Consider the following 21,202-nt stretch of genomic DNA (forward strand, 5'->3'; position numbering starts at 1 on the left):
GTCGGGCGACACGTAATCCTACGGAAGACAAAATTAACGTTCGATTCCCGTTACGCACGGCATGGTCGCGCCGTCGGTCGAACCCGGGGGGTTGCACGCCGTGCAGCAGGACGCCAGAAAGAACTACATCGGTCTCGTGAACGACACGGCCGAGGAAGAGCGCCTCGGCGGCAGCTCCGCGCGGCCGCAGCCGCAGGTCATGAGCTATCTGGTCGGGCGCCTTGCAGCGGTGCTGAAACGCGCCGACAAGGCTCAATCGGGGCGCTCGATCACGTCCTGAACGGCGCGAGACCGTCAAATCCACCGGAACCCGGTGACGAAACCTTAAATCAACGAATGGCATCATATAAGGCCGCAAGTCGGACCATCCCGCCTGCGTACTTTGCTTTGGCGCGCACAGCGCCCCGGTCGAAAAGTTAGTGAATCAATTTACCGTTTCGAAGACGGCGCCAGCTTACGTTGGACGGAGAACAGGAGTTGACGATGGCTTTGCTCAGGTCATTTCTTGCCGATGAAAATGGTGCCACCGCGATCGAATATTGTCTGATCGCCGCCGGCATTGCGCTCGCGATCGTCACCGTCGTCAACAACACCGGCAGCGCGCTTCTGAACAACAAATTCAACTCTGTCAGCTCGGCAATGAAGTAACGGCCGTATCGGCCTGACACGACGCACTGCACGCGCTCCATCCGCGGCCGCGAACGCATAGAGCGAAGCCGGCTCCCCATTTCCGTCAAATTTGACCGCCATTGGGTGCTGATATTCTTGAGCACGGCGCGGCGCGAACGGTCATGCCGTCAATTGTTGAACCAAAGTTGTTTGAGGATGCGGATGAGACGCACGATCGTCCTGGCTTTCAGCCTCATGCTGGTCGGCGTCTGCTCGCAGGACAGCGCGCGGGGACAGACCGCGCCACCGGTTTCGCTTGCTCCGCCGCAAGCTTCCCTGCCCCAGGCCTCGCCGCCACCAGCGAGCGCTAAGAATTCCCGGGCCAAGCGCGATCCGTCCCCAGTGACGGTGCCCAGCAGCGAGGCTTCGACGCCTGCGATCGGCAGCTTGCCACCGTCGCCGAATCCCGCCGCCGACTACGATGGTTTCAGTGTGGGCACCGAATACGACGGCATCTCAGCTCAGGTGGCGTCGCCCGCGCGGCCGCGCGCAGCGAGGAACAAGAGCGAGACAGGAATGGCTCGATGAGGACGATGAGGCGCTGAAACGAAAGCTGACGATTTGCAAGAACTGCAAATAGGGAAGCTTGTGTAACCCCATCCCGTAGCCCGGATCGAACGCTACGGCACGCAATCCACCGAACGCCTCATTCCCGACAGGGCTGTCCCGCCGCGCCCGACAAGGCCATGTCCTTGACGTGATCCTTGCGCGACACTTCGATCAACATCGAGACGGCACTTGCGACCGCAGATGAGCGATGACGAGGACATTCCCTCGCGCACGCCCTGCATGGCTGACCTACCTGCGGGCGCGACCAACTGCGCTTTACGCCTCTGCGATTTCCTGATCCTCTCTCCTCAATCGGCCGGATCAACCGGCCTCCGCAGGGAGAGAGACGCCATGAAGCTCGGCACCGCGATCGCGGAAATCATGAAGCGCGAGGGCATCGAGATCCTCTGCGGCTATCCCGTCAACCATTTGATCGAGCATGCCGCGAAGGCCGAGATCCGCCCGGTGATGGTGCGGCAGGAGCGCGTCGGCATCCACATGGCGGACGCGATCTCGCGGGTGACGTCGGGCCGAAGCATCGGCGCGTTCTGCATGCAGCATGGCCCCGGCGCGGAGAATGCGATGGGCGGCGTCGCGCAGTGTTTTGGCGAATCCGTGCCCGTGCTGGTGCTGCCGATGGGCTATCAGCGCCGGCTGTCGCATATCGAGCCGAACTTCAATTCCAGCGAGGCGATGAAGCCGTTCGCGAAATCCTCCGAGCCGATCATCCTCGCGGCCGAGGTCGCCAACATCTTCCGCCGCGCATTTACAAAACTGAAGAACGGCCGCGGCGGCCCTGTGATCGTCGAAATCCCCTCGGACATGTGGAACGAGGAGGTGCCGGAGCCGCTGAACTACACGCCGGTGCTGCGCACCCGCTACGGCGCCGATCCCGTGCATGTGAAAGAGGCAGCCGCCCTGCTAGTCAACGCCAAGCGGCCGGTGATCTACGCCGGCCAGGGCGTGCATTACGCCCAGGCCTGGCCGCAGTTGAAGCGGCTCGCCGAGCGGCTCGCGATTCCCGTCACCACCAGTCTCGGCGGCAAATCCTCATTCCCGGAAACACACCCGCTCTCGCTTGGATCGGGTGGCCTCGCCGTCCCCCGCGCAGTGCCGAAATTCCTGGCCGAAGCCGACGTGATCTTCGGCATCGGCTGCTCCTTTACCGAGACCAGTTTCGGCATCGCGATGCCGAAGGGAAAGACCATCATCCATTCGACGCTCGATCCCAATCATCTCAACAAGGACGTGGAAGCCAGGATCGGCCTCGTCGGCGATGCCGGGCTGGTACTCGACGCGCTGCTCGAGGAGATCGGCAAGACCGTCACCGCGGATCGCGATGCATCCACTGTCGCGGCCGAGATCGCGGCCTCGCACAAGGAGTGGCTGGCGAAATGGATGCCGAAGCTCACCAGCAATGACGCGCCGCTCAGCCCTTATCGCGTGCTGTGGGACCTGCAGCACACCGTCGACATCAACAACACCATCATCACGCATGATGCCGGCAGCCCGCGCGACCAGCTCTCGCCGTTCTGGAAATCGGTCGAACCGCTCACCTATCTCGGCTGGGGCAAGACAACCCAGCTCGGCTACGGCCTTGGGCTGGCGATGGGCGCCAAGCTGGCCAAGCCCGACAAGCTCTGCATCAACGTCTGGGGCGATGCAGCCATTGGCTTTACGGGCATGGATTTCGAGACCGCGGTGCGCGAGCGCATCCCGATCATGTCGATCCTGCTCAACAATTTCTCGATGGCGATCGAGCTGAAGGTGATGCCGGTCTCGACCGAGAAATATCGTTCGACCGACATCTCCGGCGACTATGCCGCAATGGCGCGCGCCTTCGGCGGCTACGGCGAGCGGGTGACGAGGCCCGAGGACATCGTGCCGGCGATCAGGCGCGGCATCCAGAAGACCCAGGAAGGCACCCCGGTGCTGCTGGAGTTCATCACGGCCAAGGAAACCGAGGTGTCGCGGCCGGCGACGTGAGCAAGGGCCGGATCTCGCTGCGGCGCTGGCTCCGGCCGCAGGAGATGTGATAATCCGCCCTGGTGCCGCGCCCGCCGCGGCATCAGTCCGGATTGCGAATGACCAACCCTTCCAACGATGTCGCCGATGACCTCGCAGCCGAGAACGCATGGCTGCGCAGCGAGCTTGCGACGGCGCGTGACCGCCAGAGCGCCAGCGCCGAGATCCTGCGCATCATCGCGGCCTCCCCTTCCGATGCACGGCCGGTGTTCGCGGCGATCGCGTCCAGCTCAAAACGCCTGCTCGGCGGCTTCTCCGCCACCGTGCTCCAGTTCATCGGCGACGAGCTGCATCTCGTCGCCTGTACGCCGACGAGCCCGGAGGCGGACGCCGGACTGAGGGCCTCGTTCCCGCGGAAGATCACGGAGTTTCCGACCTTCGAGCTGGTGCGCGGCGGCGAGACGATTCAGTTTCCCGACAGCGAAGCCGCCGACGTCCCGCAGCTGAATCGCGATCTCGCGCGGCTGCGCGGCTTCCGCAGCGTGCTGTTCATGCCGCTGATGAGCCGCGGCACGGCAGTCGGCATGATTAGCGTGACGCGCGCCGAGACCGGCGCGTTCGCGCCCGACCTTGTACAGCTGCTCCAGACTTTTGCCGACCAGGCCGTGATCGCGATCGAGAATGCGCGGCTGTTCAACGAGACGCAGCAGGCGCTGGAACGTCAGACCGCCACGGCCGACATTCTGAAAGTGATGGCCGCTTCGCCCTCCGACGTGCAGCCGGTGTTCGACGCCATCGCCGCCAATGCCAACCGCCTGATCGGCGGCTTCTCCACCGCCGTGCTGCGCTATATCGATGGCGCGGCGCATCTTGCGGCATTCACCCCGGCCGACCCGGCCGGCGACCGCCTCCTCCAGGCGTCATTCCCTGTGCCATTCGCGCAGTTTCCGCCCTACCGGCTCGTGGCTCACGGTGCCGCCGCACAACTCCCCGACACCGAGCTCGAACCGGCCGCACGCGACATCGCGCGTGCCCGCGGCTATCGCAGTATGCTGTTCACGCCCTTGATGAGCGAGGGCGAAGCCAAAGGCGTCATCATCGCCACGCGGCGGACGACCGGCGCGTTTGCCGAGCATCACGTGCGGCTGCTGCAAACTTTCGCCGACCAGGCCGTGATTGCGGTCAAGAATGTCAGCCTGTTCAACGCCACGCGGGAAGCGCTGGAACGGCAGACCGCGACTGCCGACATCCTCAAGGTCATTGCGGCCTCACCGGCCGACGTCACACCGGTGTTCCAGGCCATCTCCGATAGCGCCAAGGCGCTGATCGGCGGGCATTCGTCCACCGTCACCCGCGTCATCGATGGCATGCTGCACCTGGCAGCCTTCACCACCGATAATGAGGCCGGCAACGCCGAGCTGCTTAGCACCTTCCCGGCGCCGCTTGCGGCATCGGGCATTCACAGCCGGGTGGCGACCAGCGGCGAATATGCGTTCCGCAGCGACATGCAGAACGAGCCCGACCTCACCGAAGCCATGAAGGAGCTGGCGCGCACGCGAGGCTATCGCAGCATCCTCGTGATCCCGATGTTGCGCGACGGCGTTGCGATCGGCACCATCGGCGTGACGCGCCCCGAAGCCGGTCCTTTTCCGGAGAAAGCAATCAACCTGCTCAAGACCTTTGCCGACCAGGCCGTGATCGCGATCGAGAATACGCGCCTGTTCAACGAGGTGCAGGCGCGGACGCACGAGCTTGCAGAGTCACTCGAGCAGCAGACTGCGACGTCGGAGGTGCTCGGCGTCATCAGCCGATCGGCCGGCGATCTCGCGCCGGTGTTCGAGGCGATGCTCAGCAAGGCAATGCAGCTCTGCGGCGCCAGTTTCGGCGTGCTCAATACCTATGACGGCACGCAGTTCCGCACAGCCGCCACTTACGGCCTGCCCCCCGCCTATGATGAATTCCGGCGCAAGGCGCCCCTCAACTATGGTCCGGCCACCGCGCCCGCGCGTCTTTTGAAGGGCGAACCGTTCGTCGAGATTGTCGACCTGCTGGAGTCGGACGTCTATCGCAGCGGCGAGCCGAACCGTCGGGCCCTGGTCGATCTCGGCGGCGCCCGCTGTCTGCTCGCGGTGCCGTTGCTCCAGGACGAGCGCGTGGTCGGCAACGTCATGATCTTCAGGCAGGAGAACCGCTCCTTTTCGGAGAAGCAGATCACCTTGCTGAACCAGTTCGCGGCGCAAGCCGTGATCGCGATCGAGAACGCGCGCCTGCTCAGCGAATTGCGTCAGCGCACCGAAAATTTGACCGAGTCGCTGCAACAACAGACGGCGACTGCCGACGTGCTCAAAGTGATCAGCCGCTCGGCATTCGACTTGCAGGCCGTGCTCGATACGCTCGTCGAATCGGCGGCGCGACTATGCGAAGCTGATATGGCGGCGATTACCCGCAAATCCGGCAGCACCTATTTCCGGGCGGGCTCATACGGCTTTCCAGCCGAATTCGTCGACTATGTAAGGGACCTTCCAGTCCGGCCAGATAGGCGCACCATCACCGGCAGGACTTTGCTCGGCGACAAGGTGGTCCATGTCACCGATGTGCTCGAAGACCCCGATTACTTCTTTGAAGGCCAGGAATTGAGCGGCAATCCGCGCAGCTTCCTGGGTGTGCCCCTGCTGCGCGAAGGCGCCACCGTTGGCGCTATTGTTCTCGCGCGCCGCGCGATCCGGCCGTTTAGCGAAAAGCAGATCGAACTCGTTACCAGTTTCGCCGACCAAGCCGTCATCGCGATCGAGAATGTACGTCTCTTCGACGAAGTGCAGGACCGCACGCGCGAGCTCGCCAAATCGCTCGACGACTTGCGCGCCGCGCAGGACCGGCTGGTCCAGACCGAGAAGCTCGCCTCGCTCGGCCAGCTCACCGCCGGCATCGCGCACGAGATCAAGAACCCGCTCAACTTCGTCAACAATTTTGCTTCGCTCTCTGCCGAGTTGACCGACGAGCTCAACGAGGTGCTGGCGCCGGTCCCGCTCGCCGACGATGTCCGCAACGAGATCGACGAACTGACGGGACTCTTGAAGGACAATCTCAAAAAGGTCGTGCAGCACGGACGACGCGCCGATTCCATCGTCAAGAACATGCTGCTGCATTCGCGCGAGGGCGGCGGCGAGCATCGCGAAAGCGACATCAACGCGCTGGTCGAGGAGAGTCTCGATCTCGCCTATCACGGCGCGCGCGCCGAGAAGCCGCAGTTCGATGTGACACTGAAGCGCGAGCTCGATCCGGCGGCAGGCTCCGCCGAGGTGTTTCCGCAGGAGATCACACGGGTGCTGCTGAACCTGATCTCGAATGGTTTTTACGCCGTGACGCGGCGCAAGGCGGACAACGGCGCCGCCGGCTACGAGCCGGTGGTGATCGCCACCACCCGCGACCGCGGCGATCGCATCGAGATCCGCATCCGCGACAACGGCGTCGGCATTCCGGACGAGGTGAAGGCAAAAATGTTCAATCCGTTCTTCACCACCAAGCCTGCCGGCGAAGGCACCGGCCTCGGATTGTCGATGAGCCACGACATCGTGGTGAAGCAGCATGGCGGCACGATCGAGGTCGCGACGGAGCCGGGCCAGTTCACGGAATTCACGATCCTGCTGCCGCGCAAGAGCAGCTTCCCGGACGCGAACAGAGGGTAGCGGCGATCGGAAGGGGCTTTCATGAATCCGGCGCGGCTCATTCGGCGACAATGGCACTCGCTGTCCGGCGTCGGTCTCATGCTGGGTGCGTTGTTCTTCGCGGCCGCACTGACGCCGACCTTGGTGCCGCGCAGCTATCTCACTCAAGGCGCCCTCGCCGGCGGCTGCTTTGCGATCGGCTACCTCGCCGGCAATCTCTGGCGCCGGCTGTGGCACTATCTCGAGCTGCCCGGGCCCTCGGCGCGCCTGCGATCGCGTGCCAATGCACTGGTGGCGGCCGGCTGCCTGATCGTCGTGATCATCTACCTGTGGCGAGCCGCCGAATGGCAGAACTCGATCCGCGCCGCGATGAAGATGGCGCCGGTCGAGACCGCGCATCCGTTCAAGGTCTGCGCCGTCGCCCTGATCACGTTCGTCGTGCTCCTGGCGCTGGCCCGGCTGTTCGTTCTCGTCTCGCGATTCCTTGCCACGCGCACGAGGCGCTTCATTCCGCGAAAGGTCGCCAATGTCATCGGCGTGGCGATTGCAGTGCTGCTGTTCTGGTCGATCGCCAGCAATGTCCTGATCCGCACCGCGTTCAACGCGCTCGATTCCTCGTTCCGCGAGCTCGACGTTCTGCTCGAGCCCGAGCGGCCGCAGCCGGCTGATCCTGATCGAACAGGCGGTGCGGCATCGCTGGTGAAGTGGAAAGAGCTAGGACGCATGGGGCGCCGCTTCATCGCCTCGGGTCCGCGGGCTGCCGAGATCAGCGCCATCACGGGAGAGGCTGCGCAGCAGCCTGTGCGGGTCTATGTCGGCCTCGGCGGCGCCGATACGGCGCAAGCGCGCGCCCGGCTTGCGCTCGACGAGCTCAAGCGGCAGCACGGATTTGACCGCGCCATTCTCGTCATCATCACGCCGACCGGGACCGGCTGGATCGATCCGGCGGCGATGGACACGGTCGAATATCTGCACCATGGCAATGTCGCCAGCGTCGCTATGCAATATTCCTATCTCAACAGTCCGCTATCGCTGCTGTTTCAGCCCGAATATGGCGCGGAGGCTGCGCGCGCCTTGTTCTCCGAGATCTACGGTTACTGGACGACGCTGCCGAAGGAGCGGCGGCCGAAGCTTTACCTGCACGGGCTCAGCCTCGGTGCCATGAACTCGGAGAAATCCGCGGAGCTGTTCGAGACGGTCGGCGATCCTATCGCCGGCGCGCTGTGGAGCGGAGCGCCGTTCGAGAGCCGCATCTGGCGTTCGATCACCGCGAACCGCAACGACGGCTCGCCGGAGTGGCTGCCGGAATTCCGCGACGGCCGCTTCGTGCGCTTCATGAACCAGAACGGACCGACGGTGCCGCCGGATACGCCGTGGGGTCCGATGCGCGTCGTCTACCTGCAATATGCCAGCGACGCGATCACGTTCTTCGCCTATCGCGACGCCTATCAGGCGCCGGCCTGGATGACGGACCCGCGCGGGCCGGACGTCTCATCGGAGCTGCGATGGTATCCGGTCGTGACGATGCTACAGCTTGCCCTCGACATGGCGGTCGCGACCAATACGCCGATGGGCTTTGGCCATGTCTATGCGCCCGAGCATTACGTCGACGCCTGGGTCGCGGTCACCGATGTCCATGATTGGTCCGCCGAGGCGCTGGCACGGCTCAAGAGCCATCTTGCGACAACAGCACGGCGGGCCGCGGCAGGTAGTGCAGGCGAAGACCCCTATGCCGATCGCGGCGGCTAGCTCCCTACTCCGCCATCTCCACATGCTTGGTCACGCTGGACCGGCGAGCGGCCGCTCCTCCATCATGATCAGGCAGAGCGCAGCGCCGGCCATCAACGCGGTCGCGGCGCCAAAGACGTAGCGGAACGCGTGCCGCATGTCCTCAGAGGGGATCACAACGCTGCCGGCGGCGTGGTGCTCGCCGGCGAGCGGAACGTCGGCGCCGAGCGCGATCAGCAGGATGGCGGCGAAGGCGGCGACGGTGAACGAGGACATCAGCGAGCGGAAGAAGTTCAGCGCGCCGGTGATGGTGCCGACTTGCGGACGCGCCACAGAATTCTGGAGCGAGACCACGCAGACCGGGAAGGTCGTGCCGAGGCCGAGCGCGAACGCGGCCATCAGCGTCAGCAGGGCCCATAGCGGCAAGGTCGTGAAGGTGAGGCCGAGGCCGCACAGCGCGGCCCAGGAGGTGCCGATGATGGCGACGCGCTTGTAATGCTTGGCGCGCGCCATGGTGCGGCCGGCGATCGCGGCGCCGCAGGTCGAGACCGCCGCGAGCGGGATCAGCGCGAGGCCCGCCTCGCTGGCGCTGAGGTGATAGACGGACTCGTAATAGAGCGGAAGCTGGACCGTGAGGCCGGTGATCGCGCCGAGCGCGCAGCCGCCGGCCGTCAGGCCGTAAGGCGCGACCTTTCCGCCGAGCAGCGGCAGCGGCAGGAACGGCTCGTCCGCCCGCCGCGCGTGCCATACGAAGGTGACGACGAGCGCGACGGCGCCGCCCACCATCGCCAGCACGGTCGGCGAGAGCCACGGATAGCGGGTGCCGCCCCAGGTCAAGACCAGCATGAAGACGACGGCGGAGGCCATCAGCAGCACGCCGCCGAGCCAGTCGACGTTGCGCTTGCGGTGGAACACCGGGATCTTCTTCATCTTCGGCAACAGCAGCGCGAGGGCCGCCGCCGTCAGCGGCAGATTGATCCAGAAGATCATCGACCAGTGCAGATGCTCGGCGAACACGCCGCCGATCACCGGGCCCAAAATGCCGCCGACCATCCAGACGCTGGAGAAATAGGCCTGGTATTGGCCGCGCTCGCGCGGGCTCACGACGTCGGAGATCACCGTCTGCACCACCGGCATGATGCCACCGCCACCGAGCCCCTGCAGGCCGCGCGCCAGGATCAGCATCGGCATGTTCGGCGCGATCGCGCACAGGATCGAGCCGGCGACGAACAGGCTCAGCGAGGTGATGATCATGGCCCTGCGGCCGTAGATGTCGCTGAGCGTGCCGAACACCGGCGCGACCGCGGTCGAGGCGAGCAGATAGGCGGTGATAACCCAGGACAGGTTCGAAACGTCCTGGAACTGGCGCCCGATCGTCGGCAGCGCGGTCGCGACGATGGTCTGGTCGAGCGCGGCCAGGAACATCGTCAGCATCAGGCTGATGACGATGGTGCGGACCTCGTCCGAGGTCAGCGCCGCGGGCGGCGAGATCGGAGGCGCGTCATCGACGCTGATGACCTCGCTCGGAAGGCGGGACAGCTCTTCGGCGATATCGTCGGGCAACGCCTGGATGTCGGCAGAACTGCTCTGCCGGTCGAACTTGTTCATCTCGATCGGACGTGGTGTGGCGGCGCAACGCCGCGAAGGATTCGTTCTATGCGGCCAATGTAGAGAGCAAAATCCTTCCCAGGCAGGCACCGCGGCGCATGGGTGCATCCCGCGCGGGGGCCATCCCGAAGACGTGATCGCTCGCCTTCCGGGAAAGCACGGGCAATTCTTCAGATGCCGCTTTCAATCCTTCGGGCGTCGCTTCAGGCGCGCGCGTTTCGGCAGCACGGCGGGCCATTGCACGATGTGGTCCTCGAGCTCCTCGTCCGGGATGTCCTCCTCACTGCTCTCGACCCGGCCGCGCACGGAGACGCCGGCCTCATGCACGGTGTTGGGATCGCCGGAGACCAGCGGATGCCACCAATAGAGGTCGCGCCCCTCGGCGACGAGCTTGTAGCCGCAGCTCGGCGGCAGCCAGTTCAGGGTGCGGACGTTGGCGGGCGTCAGGCGGACGCAGTCGGGAACCTTGTCGGACCGATTCGGGTAGTCCTTGCAGGCGCAGGTTCCGGCATCGAGCAGTTTGCAGCCGACATGGGTGAAATAGATCTGGCCGGTGTCCTCGTCCTCGAGCTTGTTCAGGCAGCAACGGCCGCAGCCGTCGCACAGGCTCTCCCATTCGGCCTCCGACATCTCTTCCAAAGTCTTGGTTTTCCAGAAGAATCCCTCCTGGCCGGAAGGTCGTTTGGGAGCTGCGGTCATGCGCCTCAACTAACGTTCGAAAGAGCTACGGCTGATGCCATCTAGGGCGTGCGGCAGTGAAGCTGCAAGCAATGCCCGCTTAAGGCCCGTAATGAACCGGGGTCAATTAGGCTCGTTGTTCAAAATAGCGAGCCTGACCATTGGTTTATAGGCCATGCTCGGCTAGAAGGAACATCAAGTCCCCTCGGACGCTTGCCGGGCGCCTTGGGTTTGCCGCAACACTCCCGCAAGACGTCTCGGTGCCGCCCCGGCCGGGTGCTTGAACGCTTTCGAACCGAGCCTCGAGGGTTCTAGGTGGTCCAGAACACACCATCCAATTGGAAGAGCCGAGTCCGGAATTTCTTTCTGGACCTCGACGCGCGCATCGACTCCTCGCTGTTCTCCTCGGCCAAGGGCATTCGCGAGCTCTATGAGCGCTACTCGACCTTCATGGACCGCTTCTATGTCGGGCGGTGGAAGCGCTGGGTCTTCATCGAGCCGCTGTCGGAGGCCGCGACGCTCGGGCTCGGCGGCCTCGTGCTGCTGCTCATGCTCGCCATCCCCGCCTTCCGCGAGACTGCGGACGAGGACTGGCTGAAGAAGTCCGACCTCGCGGTGACGTTCCTCGACCGCTACGGCAACCCGATCGGCAGCCGCGGCATCAAGCACAACGATTCGATCCCGCTGGAAGATTTTCCTGACGTGCTGATCAAGGCGACGCTCGCGACCGAAGACCGCCGTTTCTACGACCATTTCGGCATCGACATCGCCGGCACCGCCCGCGCGCTCGTCACCAACGCGCAGGCCGGCGGCGTCCGCCAGGGCGGCTCCTCGATCACCCAGCAGCTCGCGAAAAACCTGTTCCTGAGCAACGAGCGCACCATCGAGCGCAAGATCAACGAGGCCTTCCTCGCGATCTGGCTGGAATGGCGCCTGACCAAGAACGAGATCCTCAAGCTGTATCTGGACCGCGCCTATATGGGCGGCGGCACTTTTGGCGTGGACGGCGCAGCCCACTTCTACTTCAACAAGTCGGCGCGCGACGTGACGCTGGCGGAAGCCGCCATGCTCGCCGGCCTGTTCAAGGCGCCGACGAAGTACGCGCCGCATATCAACCTGCCCGCCGCGCGTGCCCGCGCCAACGTCGTGCTCGACAACCTCGTCGATGCCGGCTTCATGACCGAGGGCCAGGTGTTCGGCGCCCGCCGCAACCCGGCCTTCGCCGTCGACCGGCGCGACGAGGCCTCGCCGAACTACTATCTCGACTACGCCTTCGACGAGATGCGCAAGCTGGTCGACACCTTCCCGAAATCCTACACCGAGCGCGTGTTCGTCGTTCGGCTCGCGATCGATACCAACGTTCAGAAGGCCGCCGAAGACGCGATCGAGAACCAGCTGCGCCAGTTCGGCCGCGACTATCACGCGACGCAGGCCGCGACCGTCGTCGCCGATCTCGACGGCGGCATCCGCGCCATGGTCGGCGGCCGCGACTACGGCGCCAGCCAGTTCAACCGCGCCACCGATGCCTATCGCCAGCCCGGCTCGTCGTTCAAGCCTTACGTCTACACCACCGCGCTGCTGAACGGCTTCACGCCGAACTCGGTCGTGGTCGACGGACCGGTCTGCATCGGCAATTGGTGCCCGCAGAACTATGGCCATTCCTATTCAGGTTCGGTGACGCTGACCCAGGCGATCACGCGCTCGATCAACGTCGTGCCGGTGAAGCTGTCGATCGAGATCGGCCGCCGGGAGCAGCCGAAGGCGCCGAACCCGGCCAAGATCGGCCGCGCCAAGATCGTCGAGGTCGCGCGCCGCTTCGGCCTCAAGGCGCCCCTGCCCGACACGCCGTCGCTGCCGATCGGCTCGGACGAAGTCACCGTGCTCGAGCATGCGGTGGCGTATGCGACTTTCCCGAACCGCGGCAAGGCGGTGACGCCGCACGCGGTGCTGGAGGTGCGCACCGGCGCCGGTGATCTGGTCTGGCGCTGGGACCGCGACGGTCCGAAACCGAAACAGGCGATTCCGCCGAACATCGCCGCCGACATGGCGGGCATGATGAGCCACGTCGTCAGCGAAGGCACGGCGCGCCGCGCCGCGCTCGACGGCATTCCGACCGCGGGCAAGACCGGCACCACCAATGCGTATCGCGACGCCTGGTTCGTCGGCTATACCGGCAACTTCACCTGCGCGGTCTGGTACGGCAATGACGACTACTCGCCGACCAACCGCATGACCGGCGGCTCGCTGCCGGCGCAGACCTGGCACGACATCATGGTGGCGGCGCATCAGGGCGTCGAGGTGCGCGAAATTCCCGGCGTCGGCATGGGCCAGAAGCTGCCGCGCGAGCAGGTCGCCAACGCGCAGGCCAATGCGGCACCGAAGGTGCTGGAGACCAGGCCCGGTCCGCCGCCGGTGCTGACCAAGCGCGGTGCCGACATCCTGGTGCGCGTCGAGAAGCTGCTCGACGAGGCCGCCAAGACCGCGAACAAATCGGCCGCCGACGACAGCAAGCCGGCCACGCCGTCCTCGTCGACGAGCGCGCTCGCCTTCCCGCAGAATTATGCGGAAGAGAACGCAAATGCCTCCGCCCCGCGCAAGAACTGACATAGTCCCGTGCGGCTGATCCTGACCACATTGACGGCGCTCCTTCTCGCGACAGTGGTCGGCGTCGGCGCGACCTGGATGACGACGACGCGCGGCACCGAGATCGGCGCGCTGACCATCGGCCCGTGGACCGCGCGCCCGCGCACCGGCACCGCCGACGTCGATCCCTATTCGCGCGCCACCATCGTGCGCAACGGCGAGCTGCCGATCGGTACCGGTGACGGCGTCGCCTTCACCGCGACCGCCGATGACAAGAAGAAGGCGCTCGACGGCCGCTGCGACGTCGTGGTCTCCGGCGTGACGCCGCCGGCGCGGTTCTGGACGCTGACGCTGTACGACCGCAAGGGCCACCTCGTCGCCAATTCGCTGCAGCGCTACGGCTTCACCAGCCAGGAGATCGTGCGCGCCTCCGACGGCTCGTTCGAGATCCATATCGCCTCGCGCTCGCGCGCCGGCAACTGGCTGCCGACCGGCGGCATCGAGCGCTACGCCCTGATGCTGCGCCTCTACGACACCCCGGTCGGGGTCGCCACCCGCACCCAGCGCGATGCGCCGATGCCCACAATCAGGACGGTGGGCTGCTCATGATCCGCCTCTTGTTCACCATCGTCGCGGGCGTGGTGCTGGGCCTCGTGGTTCATCTCGTCAGCGTGCTGGCGCTGCCGCGGATCGCGACGCAGGACGCCTATTCGCGGCTGACACCGATGACCAAGCTCAACGGCGTCACCCAGCTTCCCCTCGCCGATCCGCAGACCTCGCCGATGCCGTTCATGGACCCGGCCTTCGCGATCGCGATCTGCCGCTACGACCTGTCGAATGGTCCAATCAAGCTGACCGTGCCGGTGAGCCAGGCCTACACCTCGGTGTCGTTCTACACCCGCAACGAGATCGCCTATTACGCCATCAACGACCGCTCGGCCGGCAAGAAGGTGATCGAGCTCGACCTGATGACCGAGCCGCAGCACAACGAGCTGCCCGAGGACGAAGAGATCACCGCCGCCGACCGCCTGATCATCGATTCCCCAACGACGACGGGCCTGATCGTGATGAAGGCGCTCGCCGCCGAGCCCGGCCTGATGCCGCAGGCGCAGGCGACGCTTGCGGCTGCGAGTTGTGGACCGCAGACCGAGCCGCCGGCCAAGGCGGAAGCGCCGCGCGGCCGGCGCTGAACGCGTGAGGCCGAACAAGATTCCTGAAAAACAACCCCATGCACAGTAGAGGGGGCATTAAAATCATTGGCGATTTGAGGCTGCGCCAAGCAGCGCCTCCCGGCCCGAGGCCTCCGTGCTAGAGCGCCGCGCTGTATAGCTTTGACACGTCGGGCAAAACACTGGCATAGTGGCATTATCGAAAAGTTCGTAACGCCCGCGCGGAGCAGTCCGCCGCGGGTTTTTTCATTCGGAGCAGGGGTTTCGATGGATCAAAGCATCAAGATCGTCTTCGTCGATGACGAAGGCCGCCGATCTAGCCGTACCGGAATTGGATTTGGATCGTTGGCGGGGCTGAATTTGCGATGCACTCGCCGCCCCGGGGATCGAATCGTCAACATCCCGAAGCGCCGAGGTCGAGCCCATGTGGACCGCCCCCGCAAGAGCGATGCAAAACGGCGGCAGCGGCTCACATCGCTCTGAAACAGAGCGGCATTTCTAAAAGGACAAAATTGCGATCTTGGTTAACGCAGCAGTCGGGCTTCAGCACCCTCTTCGCGCCTTACCATATGCGATTTCCGCGCAATAACTGCGCCACCCAAGAACAGAAACTGAACACGGTTGTGAATATCCTCTCATCCCCGCAATCCTTTGAGCTGTCGAATGAGCGCCTTGCACGCCCTATTGCTCATATCCGACCGTCGTAAAGGAATACTTCGGTGGAATGAAACGACATTTGATGAATATCGCGCCGGTGATCGCACGCGGAGGCCACTACGCAATGGTCGTAGGTGACCAAGCCTCCTATTTGGGCGCACATGTATCGACCGCCCATCTGCTTGGAAAGATTGCAAGCGAGGTCGGCTTTTCGGTGGAAGAGATTTTCGTTTGGCGCAAGCGTCGCCCTTCTACTAAATCGAAGATGATTGAAGAACACGCGCTTATCTTGCAGCGGACAAAGCGATAGTGCCAAAGATCAAAGTTCATGAGCGCGCCCTTGCGCATCTCAGTCGCGGCCTGTACCGGTCTCCCGCGAGTGCATTGCGTGAACTTGTCAGCAACGCGTGGGACGCCAATGCGACCACCGTCGAAATCAACACAAACTATCCAAACTTCTTTCAATTGTCTGTTCGAGACAATGGCGACGGATTTAGTCGCGAAGAATTCGAACGGATGATGAAGGGAGGTATTGGCAACAGCACCAAGCGCATCGATCACCGGCATCTTAAATTTGATCGCCCACTGATTGGTAGGCTGGGCATCGGCATGCTCGGCATAGCGCAAATCTGTGGCTCGTTCGAAGTTCGAAGCCAACCAAAAACGGGCACCGGCTTTCGCGCGAAGGTGCATCTTTACGATGGTGCGAAGTCTAAATGGGATGATGCGAACTCTGGCCTCCTGCATGACGCAACTTCGGAGGTGGAAGGCGGCGAAAGTGTGCCCGACAAGATAATCGATATCGGCACGTACGACGTTTGGGATCTGGACGAAACCATGTCCCAGGGCACTCGCATCTTGACTAGCGACGTCACGCCCACCTTCACGCAAGCATTCCAAATTTCGCTCAAACTACCTAATTACAAGAACGTACCACTGGATTGGAAACGCGCGGTAACCAAGGTCCTCAACTCGGCCGCGTCGCTCCAATTGCTCGGAGATTATTGGCGCCTGCTCTGGGAGTTGGCGGCTTCCTGTCCGGTCCCCTACCTAGCCGAGGATGCGCTGCCGCGTGGCTTGGTCCGGGAGAAAAATGAAGAACTCACCAAACATAACTTCTCCCTCATCGTTGACGGCCGCAATCTGTTCAAGCCGGTTTTCCTAAAACAGAACCCGGGTGGCTACACAGTTCATCGTTTCGAACGAAGCACTCTGCGCGTATATGCTTCACATGGTGATGACGTTGAGGCGCCAAAATCCATCTTTCGACAAACGAGCTCCGGGCGCGCAGCTTCCTGCCGCCGTTGTCGGAGAGCGCCTGAATGCGCTGAAAGTACTTTTCGAAAGCGACGTTATAAGAGTTGAGGAGAAAGTTCACGGAGCAGCGGAGGACGCCTTAAAAATTGACTTGGAAGATTTGCTGAAGCACCGGCAGAAATACTATCCGGACATTGTCGCCGGAGCGTAGCGCGCTTGCCGAGAAGCTGACAAAGAAGGAGGAGTTTGCTGTCCTCTAGAAGCAAATGCTTACTTCACCCGAGCATCAGATCTCCCTACCCGATCCCGACAGCAGCGCCGCGGACGCAAGCGCCCGTAGGGCCGAGGCGTCGCGCGGCCGGCGCTGAAGCGGGGGCGCTTCAACGAACTGCGAATACGAAAGCGTGAAACAACAGCTTTGGTTATGTGAAGACGCAGACAAGCTCCGGCGGAGCCTATGGTCCCGACGACTACTTCATCACGGCTTCGGCGCAGCGCGAGGATGGCTATCGCGAGCACAGCAGAACCGAGACGGAACGGCTCAACGCGAATTTCGGTTATCAGTTTTCGCCGGATGCGGAGACACGTTTCTACATCAACGCGGGCCGGTGGCGCGCGGAGATACCCGGCGAAGTCACCAAAAGAGCAACTCTCACCAATCCACAGGCTGCTAACCCGACGTTTGTGCTGCAAAACCAGCAACGCAACATCGACACGATTCGACTGGCGAACAAAGACGAGCCTGCGTTTCGACGAGACCACCGTGGAGCTGGACACAAGACGACATGGGCGGTCGCGCGTTCCTGCGGCGCAAGGGCGGCGAATGGGCCGTCGTGCTCTGTAGCGGCGACGCCCTGAAAGCGGCTGACGCTTTGACGAGAGCCGCCGTTCCGCTAGCGACGGCGAGCGAACTCGAGAAGGCGCTCGCCAGCGCCGAAGCCAGGCTCGACCGGAAGATCCGGTGCCGAGCGCGATGCTCTATTTCCCGGTGGTGCAGGAGTGCGAAAGCAGCGTGAACCGCTGGATCGAGATTCCCGAGGGAGGAAAGTCGTCGGCCGACTACAAGGAGCCGGCGCCGGGCGTGAAGCTGCTGCCGAAGCAATAGGTCTCTAGCCGCGGAGCAGCACTCAGTTTGAAATTATGCTGGATCGCCGCTTTCCGGGCTGGGCCATCCGGGACCAGAGCAGCGCGAGCGGTCCCACCGCAATTCCGGCCGCGAGGACGATGAATGCGAGCAGCCAGCCCGTCGCACTCTGCGGACCGCCGGCCATGTCGAGCGCGGCGCCGGTCCCCCACGCGCCGAGTGCTGACAGACCAAAGCCCACCGTGGAGTGCAGAGCAAGCGTCGCGCCGCGATGTTCGGAGGTTGCGGCCGCCGACATGCCCGCTGTCAGCGCGCCTGAATCCGCCGGCACCGTCAGGCCATAGACGAGCAGCAGCAGCGCGAGCATCCACCCGGGTGCCGTGGAGTTGAGCCCGATGACGAGCGCAACGCAGGCCGATGCGATCATCACAACCGTGATCGCGCGATGCCGGCCGAATTTCAGCGCGGCTTCGTTGCCGAGGATGCTTGCGGGCATCGAGATCACCGCGAAGCAGAAACTCAGCGCAACGGGGCTCAACCATGAGGGCGCACCTTGATGAGCGACGACGAACGTCCAGAACCCCACCAGCCAGGTGCGGATGCCGTAGAGCTCGAAGCAGTGGGCGCCGTAGCCGAGGATGTAGCCGAGCGCTTCACGATTCGCGAAAACTGGCGTGAAGTTCAACAATCGTCCCGCCTTCGGAGCAGGCTGCTGCCCTTTCATCAAGAGACACGCGACCACCATCGCCACGGGACCAAAGCCTGTGACGAGAAAAGCAGCCCGCCACCCCCAGCGGTCTGCGACAATCTGGGCCACCAGGAACGAGACGCCGACACCGAGCGAGAAGCTCGACGTGTAGAGAGTGACGGCCCGCGATGTGTCGCCGGCGGGAAGCCGGTCGGTCAGCGCCTTCAGGCCGGGCATGTAGGCGCCGGCGAATCCAACTCCTGCAAGCGACCAGATCGCGGTGCCCGACCAGAACCCTTGGGCGAAGATGCCGAACGCTGCGGTCGCCAGCCCACTGACGATCGAGCCCCAGAGCAGGACAAGCCGGGCATCGATCCGGTCGGTCAACGTCGTCAGCACGGGCACTGCCAGCATGTAGCCGAACGCATAACCACTTGCCATCAGGCCGCCTTCAGCCGCGGAAAGTCCCCAGGCCGGCATCAGGTGCTGCGCCAGATTTGCAGACAGCGTCACATGCGGCAGCAGGTTGCCAATCTGCCCGATGCACATCGCCGCAATGAGCGACCGATTGTTCAAGTTACGAACCTTGTCCTCCCATCTGGACAGGTGCTGGTGATGGCGAACCCGCATGAAGCAGAAGGAGTGCGAAGAAAGCGGAGATCGAAGCGAGCGCGCTGATCCAGAGCGCTCCACGCCTGATGTGCTCTACCATCAGCCCCGGCAGTAGCGGCGCGGCTGCACCCGTCAGCCGCGACGGCAGTGAAATCATGCCCACGCGTTGGCCGAAACCCACCGGCCCGAACAATGCCAGTGGCAGCGTGCCACGCGCGATCGTGATGATGCCATTGCCGGCTCCGTAGAGGACCGCGAAAACCGGCGCAAAGAATGAACCTCCTGCGATCAAGATAACAACGCCGATCGGATTCATGAGCATGGCGAGCCTTGCCGACAACAACGGGTGGAACTGGTTCGAGCAGACGCGCGCCGACCTGGGCCGGGCCGACGAGTGTTCCTGCGAGCAAGGCCTGAGCTGGCGTCGCTCCAAACGCGACCAGCATCGAAGGCAGAATGGCCGAGACGCCGGAGCTGACGAAGCTTGCCGCCGCAAACATGTAGGCCAGCCAGTCGCCCGGCCCTGAGGAGCCTGGTTCATGAACAACCGCACCCCGAAGCGTCGGCCTTCTTGGCTGGTTCATCGGCGGCGCAGCAAGCCGAAGCCTCTTGTTTCGCCGGCCCGCCGCAACATCCCGATACAGGCCCGGCGGACTCGACACCACCACGCGTGCAAACGCCAGTCTCCGGCAGCACAAGTTCGACTCTCGCTGCGGCCTTCTTGTCGCCGGCGATGTCGGCTGCGATCGAGCGGACCTGTTCATAGCCCGTCATCATCAGGAAGGTCGGCGCGCGGCCGTACGACTTCATACCGGCCAAGTAGAAGCCCGGCTCGTCGTGCGACAGCTCGCGTGCGCCATGCGGGCGCACGGTGCCGCAGCTGTGCTCGTTGGGATCGATGAGCGGCGCCAGCACGACCGGCGCCTCGATGGCTGGGTCTAGCCGCAGGCGCAGCTCGGACAGGAACGAAAAGTCGGGACGGAAGCCCGTCGACACAATCAGTTCGTCCACGACCACGCTTCGGACACCGCAGCAGGCGCCGGCCGAAACCTTCAGACGGCCTTCGAACTCGGAGAGATGCGTGACGCCAAATTCGGTCTCAACCCTGATCCTCCCGGAGGTCACGAGCGCCGCGAAGGCACTCCCAAGCTCGCCGCGTGCAGCAAGCTTGTCGTTGCGCCCCCCGCCGAAAGCTTTTGCCGGATCAGCGCCGCGCAACAGCCAGACGGCCTGCGTTCCCGCCACCTCATCGCCAAGGCTTGCGAGATCGATCAACGTGCCAACCGCGGAATGGCCGGCGCCGAGCACAGCAACAGTCTTTCCTGCATATCTGAAACGATCAGCCCTCCGCACGTCGGGCATGCCATAGGCGACGCGGTCAGCGCGCTCCGCTTCGCCGATCGCCGGCAGGCCGTTGCTGCCGGCCGGATTGGGAGAGAACCACGTGCCTGACGTATCGATCACGGCATCAGCGCGCAGGACCTCAGGCCCCCTGCCGTTCTGGTAGCGGATTTCAAAAGGCGCCTGCTCTCTGCCCTTGGTCTTAGCCTTGTCGAAGCCGACCCGGCTGATCGCCGAGACGCGGCTGGAGGTCCGGATCGCATCGCGCAGCAGCGTTCTGGTTGCAAGAGGCGTCAGATACCGGTCGAGCAGTTCCCCGCCGGTCGGATAGGCCTGAGGGTCCGGTGAATTCCAACCCGTTGGCGCGAGCAGTCGCGCCGCTGCCTTATCGATATTGTACTCCCATGGCGAGAAGAGCTGAACGTGCTGCCACTGCCGGACGGCATGGCCTGCTTCGGGACCGGCCTCCAGCACCAGAGGGGACATCCCGCGTTCAAGCACATGTGCGGCCGCAGCGAGGCCGACGGGCCCTGCACCGACGATGGCAACCACCTTCTTTTCACCGCCCACCGGGCTTCTCCTATGTTTCTAGAACCACCGAATAAATCGCCACAAAAAAGTCAAGCCGCCGTCTTGGCGCCGTTGCACCCGACTTCGTCCGCGCAGCACTCCGCCGCGAGGAAATCAACGAGGCCCCGCATCGTGTCGTAATTGGCGTGACAGACGAGCGTCGTGGATTCGCGGACCTGACTGACGAGCCCGACCGAAACCAGAGACTTGATGTGATGGGACAGCGTCGATGCGGGTATTTTCAGCTTTTCCTGCAAGCGGCCGACTGCCATGCCCGGCCGTCCGGCCCGGACCAGGGCGCGATAGATTTTCAACCGGGTGGGATTGCCCAGCGCTTCGAGGCGTGCTGCTGCGTCGTCGATCTTCATGGGGGATGGTT

18 protein-coding genes and 2 pseudogenes are annotated in these 21,202 nt (G+C 63.9%); 14 read left to right on the top strand and 6 right to left on the bottom strand.

Annotation, left to right across the window (positions count from 1 at the left end):
* Positions 1 to 61: 61 nt before the first annotated feature.
* The 6 genes from JJB99_RS25800 (at position 62) to JJB99_RS25825 (ending at position 8,597) form a co-directional block, all read left to right on the top strand.
* A complete protein-coding gene (locus JJB99_RS25800; protein WP_200495068.1) occupies positions 62 to 280 on the top strand; it encodes a hypothetical protein in 219 nt (72 codons plus the stop codon).
* A 203-nt stretch (positions 281 to 483) separates the two neighbouring features.
* On the top strand, positions 484 to 648 hold the full coding sequence (locus JJB99_RS25805) for a Flp family type IVb pilin (RefSeq protein WP_200495069.1): 165 nt from the start codon (positions 484 to 486) through the stop codon (positions 646 to 648).
* A 183-nt stretch (positions 649 to 831) separates the two neighbouring features.
* On the top strand, positions 832 to 1,197 hold the full coding sequence (locus JJB99_RS25810; RefSeq protein ID WP_246774996.1) for a hypothetical protein: 366 nt from the start codon (positions 832 to 834) through the stop codon (positions 1,195 to 1,197).
* A 372-nt stretch (positions 1,198 to 1,569) separates the two neighbouring features.
* On the top strand, positions 1,570 to 3,204 hold the full coding sequence (locus JJB99_RS25815) for a thiamine pyrophosphate-requiring protein (protein WP_200495070.1): 1,635 nt from the start codon (positions 1,570 to 1,572) through the stop codon (positions 3,202 to 3,204).
* A gap of 98 nt (positions 3,205 to 3,302) precedes the next feature.
* Complete coding sequence (locus JJB99_RS25820) at positions 3,303 to 6,869, top strand: GAF domain-containing sensor histidine kinase (RefSeq protein WP_200495071.1); 3,567 nt, start codon at positions 3,303 to 3,305, stop codon at positions 6,867 to 6,869.
* 21 nt (positions 6,870 to 6,890) lie between these two features.
* Positions 6,891 to 8,597, top strand: a complete 1,707-nt coding sequence (locus tag JJB99_RS25825) for an alpha/beta hydrolase (protein WP_200495072.1) — start codon at positions 6,891 to 6,893, stop codon at positions 8,595 to 8,597.
* 4 nt (positions 8,598 to 8,601) lie between these two features.
* Here the strand turns inward: JJB99_RS25825 and JJB99_RS25830 are convergent.
* Positions 8,602 to 10,184, bottom strand: a pseudogene (locus JJB99_RS25830) (MDR family MFS transporter).
* 183 nt (positions 10,185 to 10,367) lie between these two features.
* Complete coding sequence (locus JJB99_RS25835) at positions 10,368 to 10,883, bottom strand: YcgN family cysteine cluster protein (RefSeq protein WP_200495074.1); 516 nt, start codon at positions 10,881 to 10,883, stop codon at positions 10,368 to 10,370.
* A gap of 294 nt (positions 10,884 to 11,177) precedes the next feature.
* On the opposite strand from JJB99_RS25835, the gene JJB99_RS25840 reads away from it, so the two are divergent.
* The 8 genes and pseudogenes from JJB99_RS25840 to JJB99_RS25875 all read left to right on the top strand — a co-directional run.
* Positions 11,178 to 13,466 carry a transglycosylase domain-containing protein gene (locus JJB99_RS25840; RefSeq protein ID WP_200495075.1) on the top strand — a complete coding sequence of 763 codons (2,289 nt, stop codon included), beginning with the start codon at positions 11,178 to 11,180 and terminating at the stop codon, positions 13,464 to 13,466.
* 9 nt (positions 13,467 to 13,475) lie between these two features.
* Positions 13,476 to 14,054, top strand: a complete 579-nt coding sequence (locus tag JJB99_RS25845; protein ID WP_200495076.1) for a DUF1214 domain-containing protein — start codon at positions 13,476 to 13,478, stop codon at positions 14,052 to 14,054.
* Positions 14,051 to 14,635, top strand: coding sequence for a DUF1254 domain-containing protein (locus tag JJB99_RS25850; protein ID WP_200495077.1), 585 nt, complete (start codon positions 14,051 to 14,053; stop codon positions 14,633 to 14,635). Before JJB99_RS25845 ends, JJB99_RS25850 begins: the two co-directional genes overlap by 4 nt.
* 703 nt (positions 14,636 to 15,338) lie before the next feature.
* Positions 15,339 to 15,581, top strand: coding sequence for a hypothetical protein (locus JJB99_RS25855; protein ID WP_200495078.1), 243 nt, complete (start codon positions 15,339 to 15,341; stop codon positions 15,579 to 15,581).
* Positions 15,581 to 16,636: an ATP-binding protein gene (locus JJB99_RS25860; protein WP_200495079.1), complete on the top strand. Its 1,056-nt coding sequence runs from the start codon at positions 15,581 to 15,583 to the stop codon at positions 16,634 to 16,636. Before JJB99_RS25855 ends, JJB99_RS25860 begins: the two co-directional genes overlap by 1 nt.
* Before the next feature lie 318 nt (positions 16,637 to 16,954).
* Complete coding sequence (locus tag JJB99_RS25865; protein WP_246775364.1) at positions 16,955 to 17,386, top strand: hypothetical protein; 432 nt, start codon at positions 16,955 to 16,957, stop codon at positions 17,384 to 17,386.
* Complete coding sequence (locus JJB99_RS25870) at positions 17,314 to 17,544, top strand: copper uptake system-associated protein (protein WP_200495080.1); 231 nt, start codon at positions 17,314 to 17,316, stop codon at positions 17,542 to 17,544. Before JJB99_RS25865 ends, JJB99_RS25870 begins: the two co-directional genes overlap by 73 nt.
* Positions 17,493 to 17,633 (top strand): annotated as a pseudogene (locus tag JJB99_RS25875) (DUF1775 domain-containing protein); the annotation flags it as partial. The gene JJB99_RS25870 and the pseudogene JJB99_RS25875, both read left to right, overlap by 52 nt.
* A 22-nt stretch (positions 17,634 to 17,655) precedes the next feature.
* Here JJB99_RS25875 and JJB99_RS25880 read toward each other — a convergent pair.
* From JJB99_RS25880 to JJB99_RS25895, 4 genes are all read right to left on the bottom strand, one after another.
* Entirely contained in the window at positions 17,656 to 18,849 is a 1,194-nt protein-coding gene (locus JJB99_RS25880) for an MFS transporter (protein ID WP_200500305.1), read from the bottom strand.
* Between the two features lie 28 nt (positions 18,850 to 18,877).
* Positions 18,878 to 19,234 carry a hypothetical protein gene (locus JJB99_RS25885; protein ID WP_246774997.1) on the bottom strand — a complete coding sequence of 119 codons (357 nt, stop codon included), beginning with the start codon at positions 19,232 to 19,234 and terminating at the stop codon, positions 18,878 to 18,880.
* Positions 19,235 to 19,449: 215 nt separating this feature from the next.
* Entirely contained in the window at positions 19,450 to 20,823 is a 1,374-nt protein-coding gene (locus JJB99_RS25890) for an NAD(P)-binding domain-containing protein (protein ID WP_200495082.1), read from the bottom strand.
* A 50-nt stretch (positions 20,824 to 20,873) separates the two neighbouring features.
* Positions 20,874 to 21,191, bottom strand: coding sequence for an ArsR/SmtB family transcription factor (locus JJB99_RS25895; protein WP_200495083.1), 318 nt, complete (start codon positions 21,189 to 21,191; stop codon positions 20,874 to 20,876).
* Between the last annotated feature and the right edge of the window lie 11 nt (positions 21,192 to 21,202).

This window comes from Bradyrhizobium diazoefficiens, assembly GCF_016616235.1.
Classification (GTDB): Bacteria; Pseudomonadota; Alphaproteobacteria; order Rhizobiales; family Xanthobacteraceae; genus Bradyrhizobium; species Bradyrhizobium diazoefficiens_H.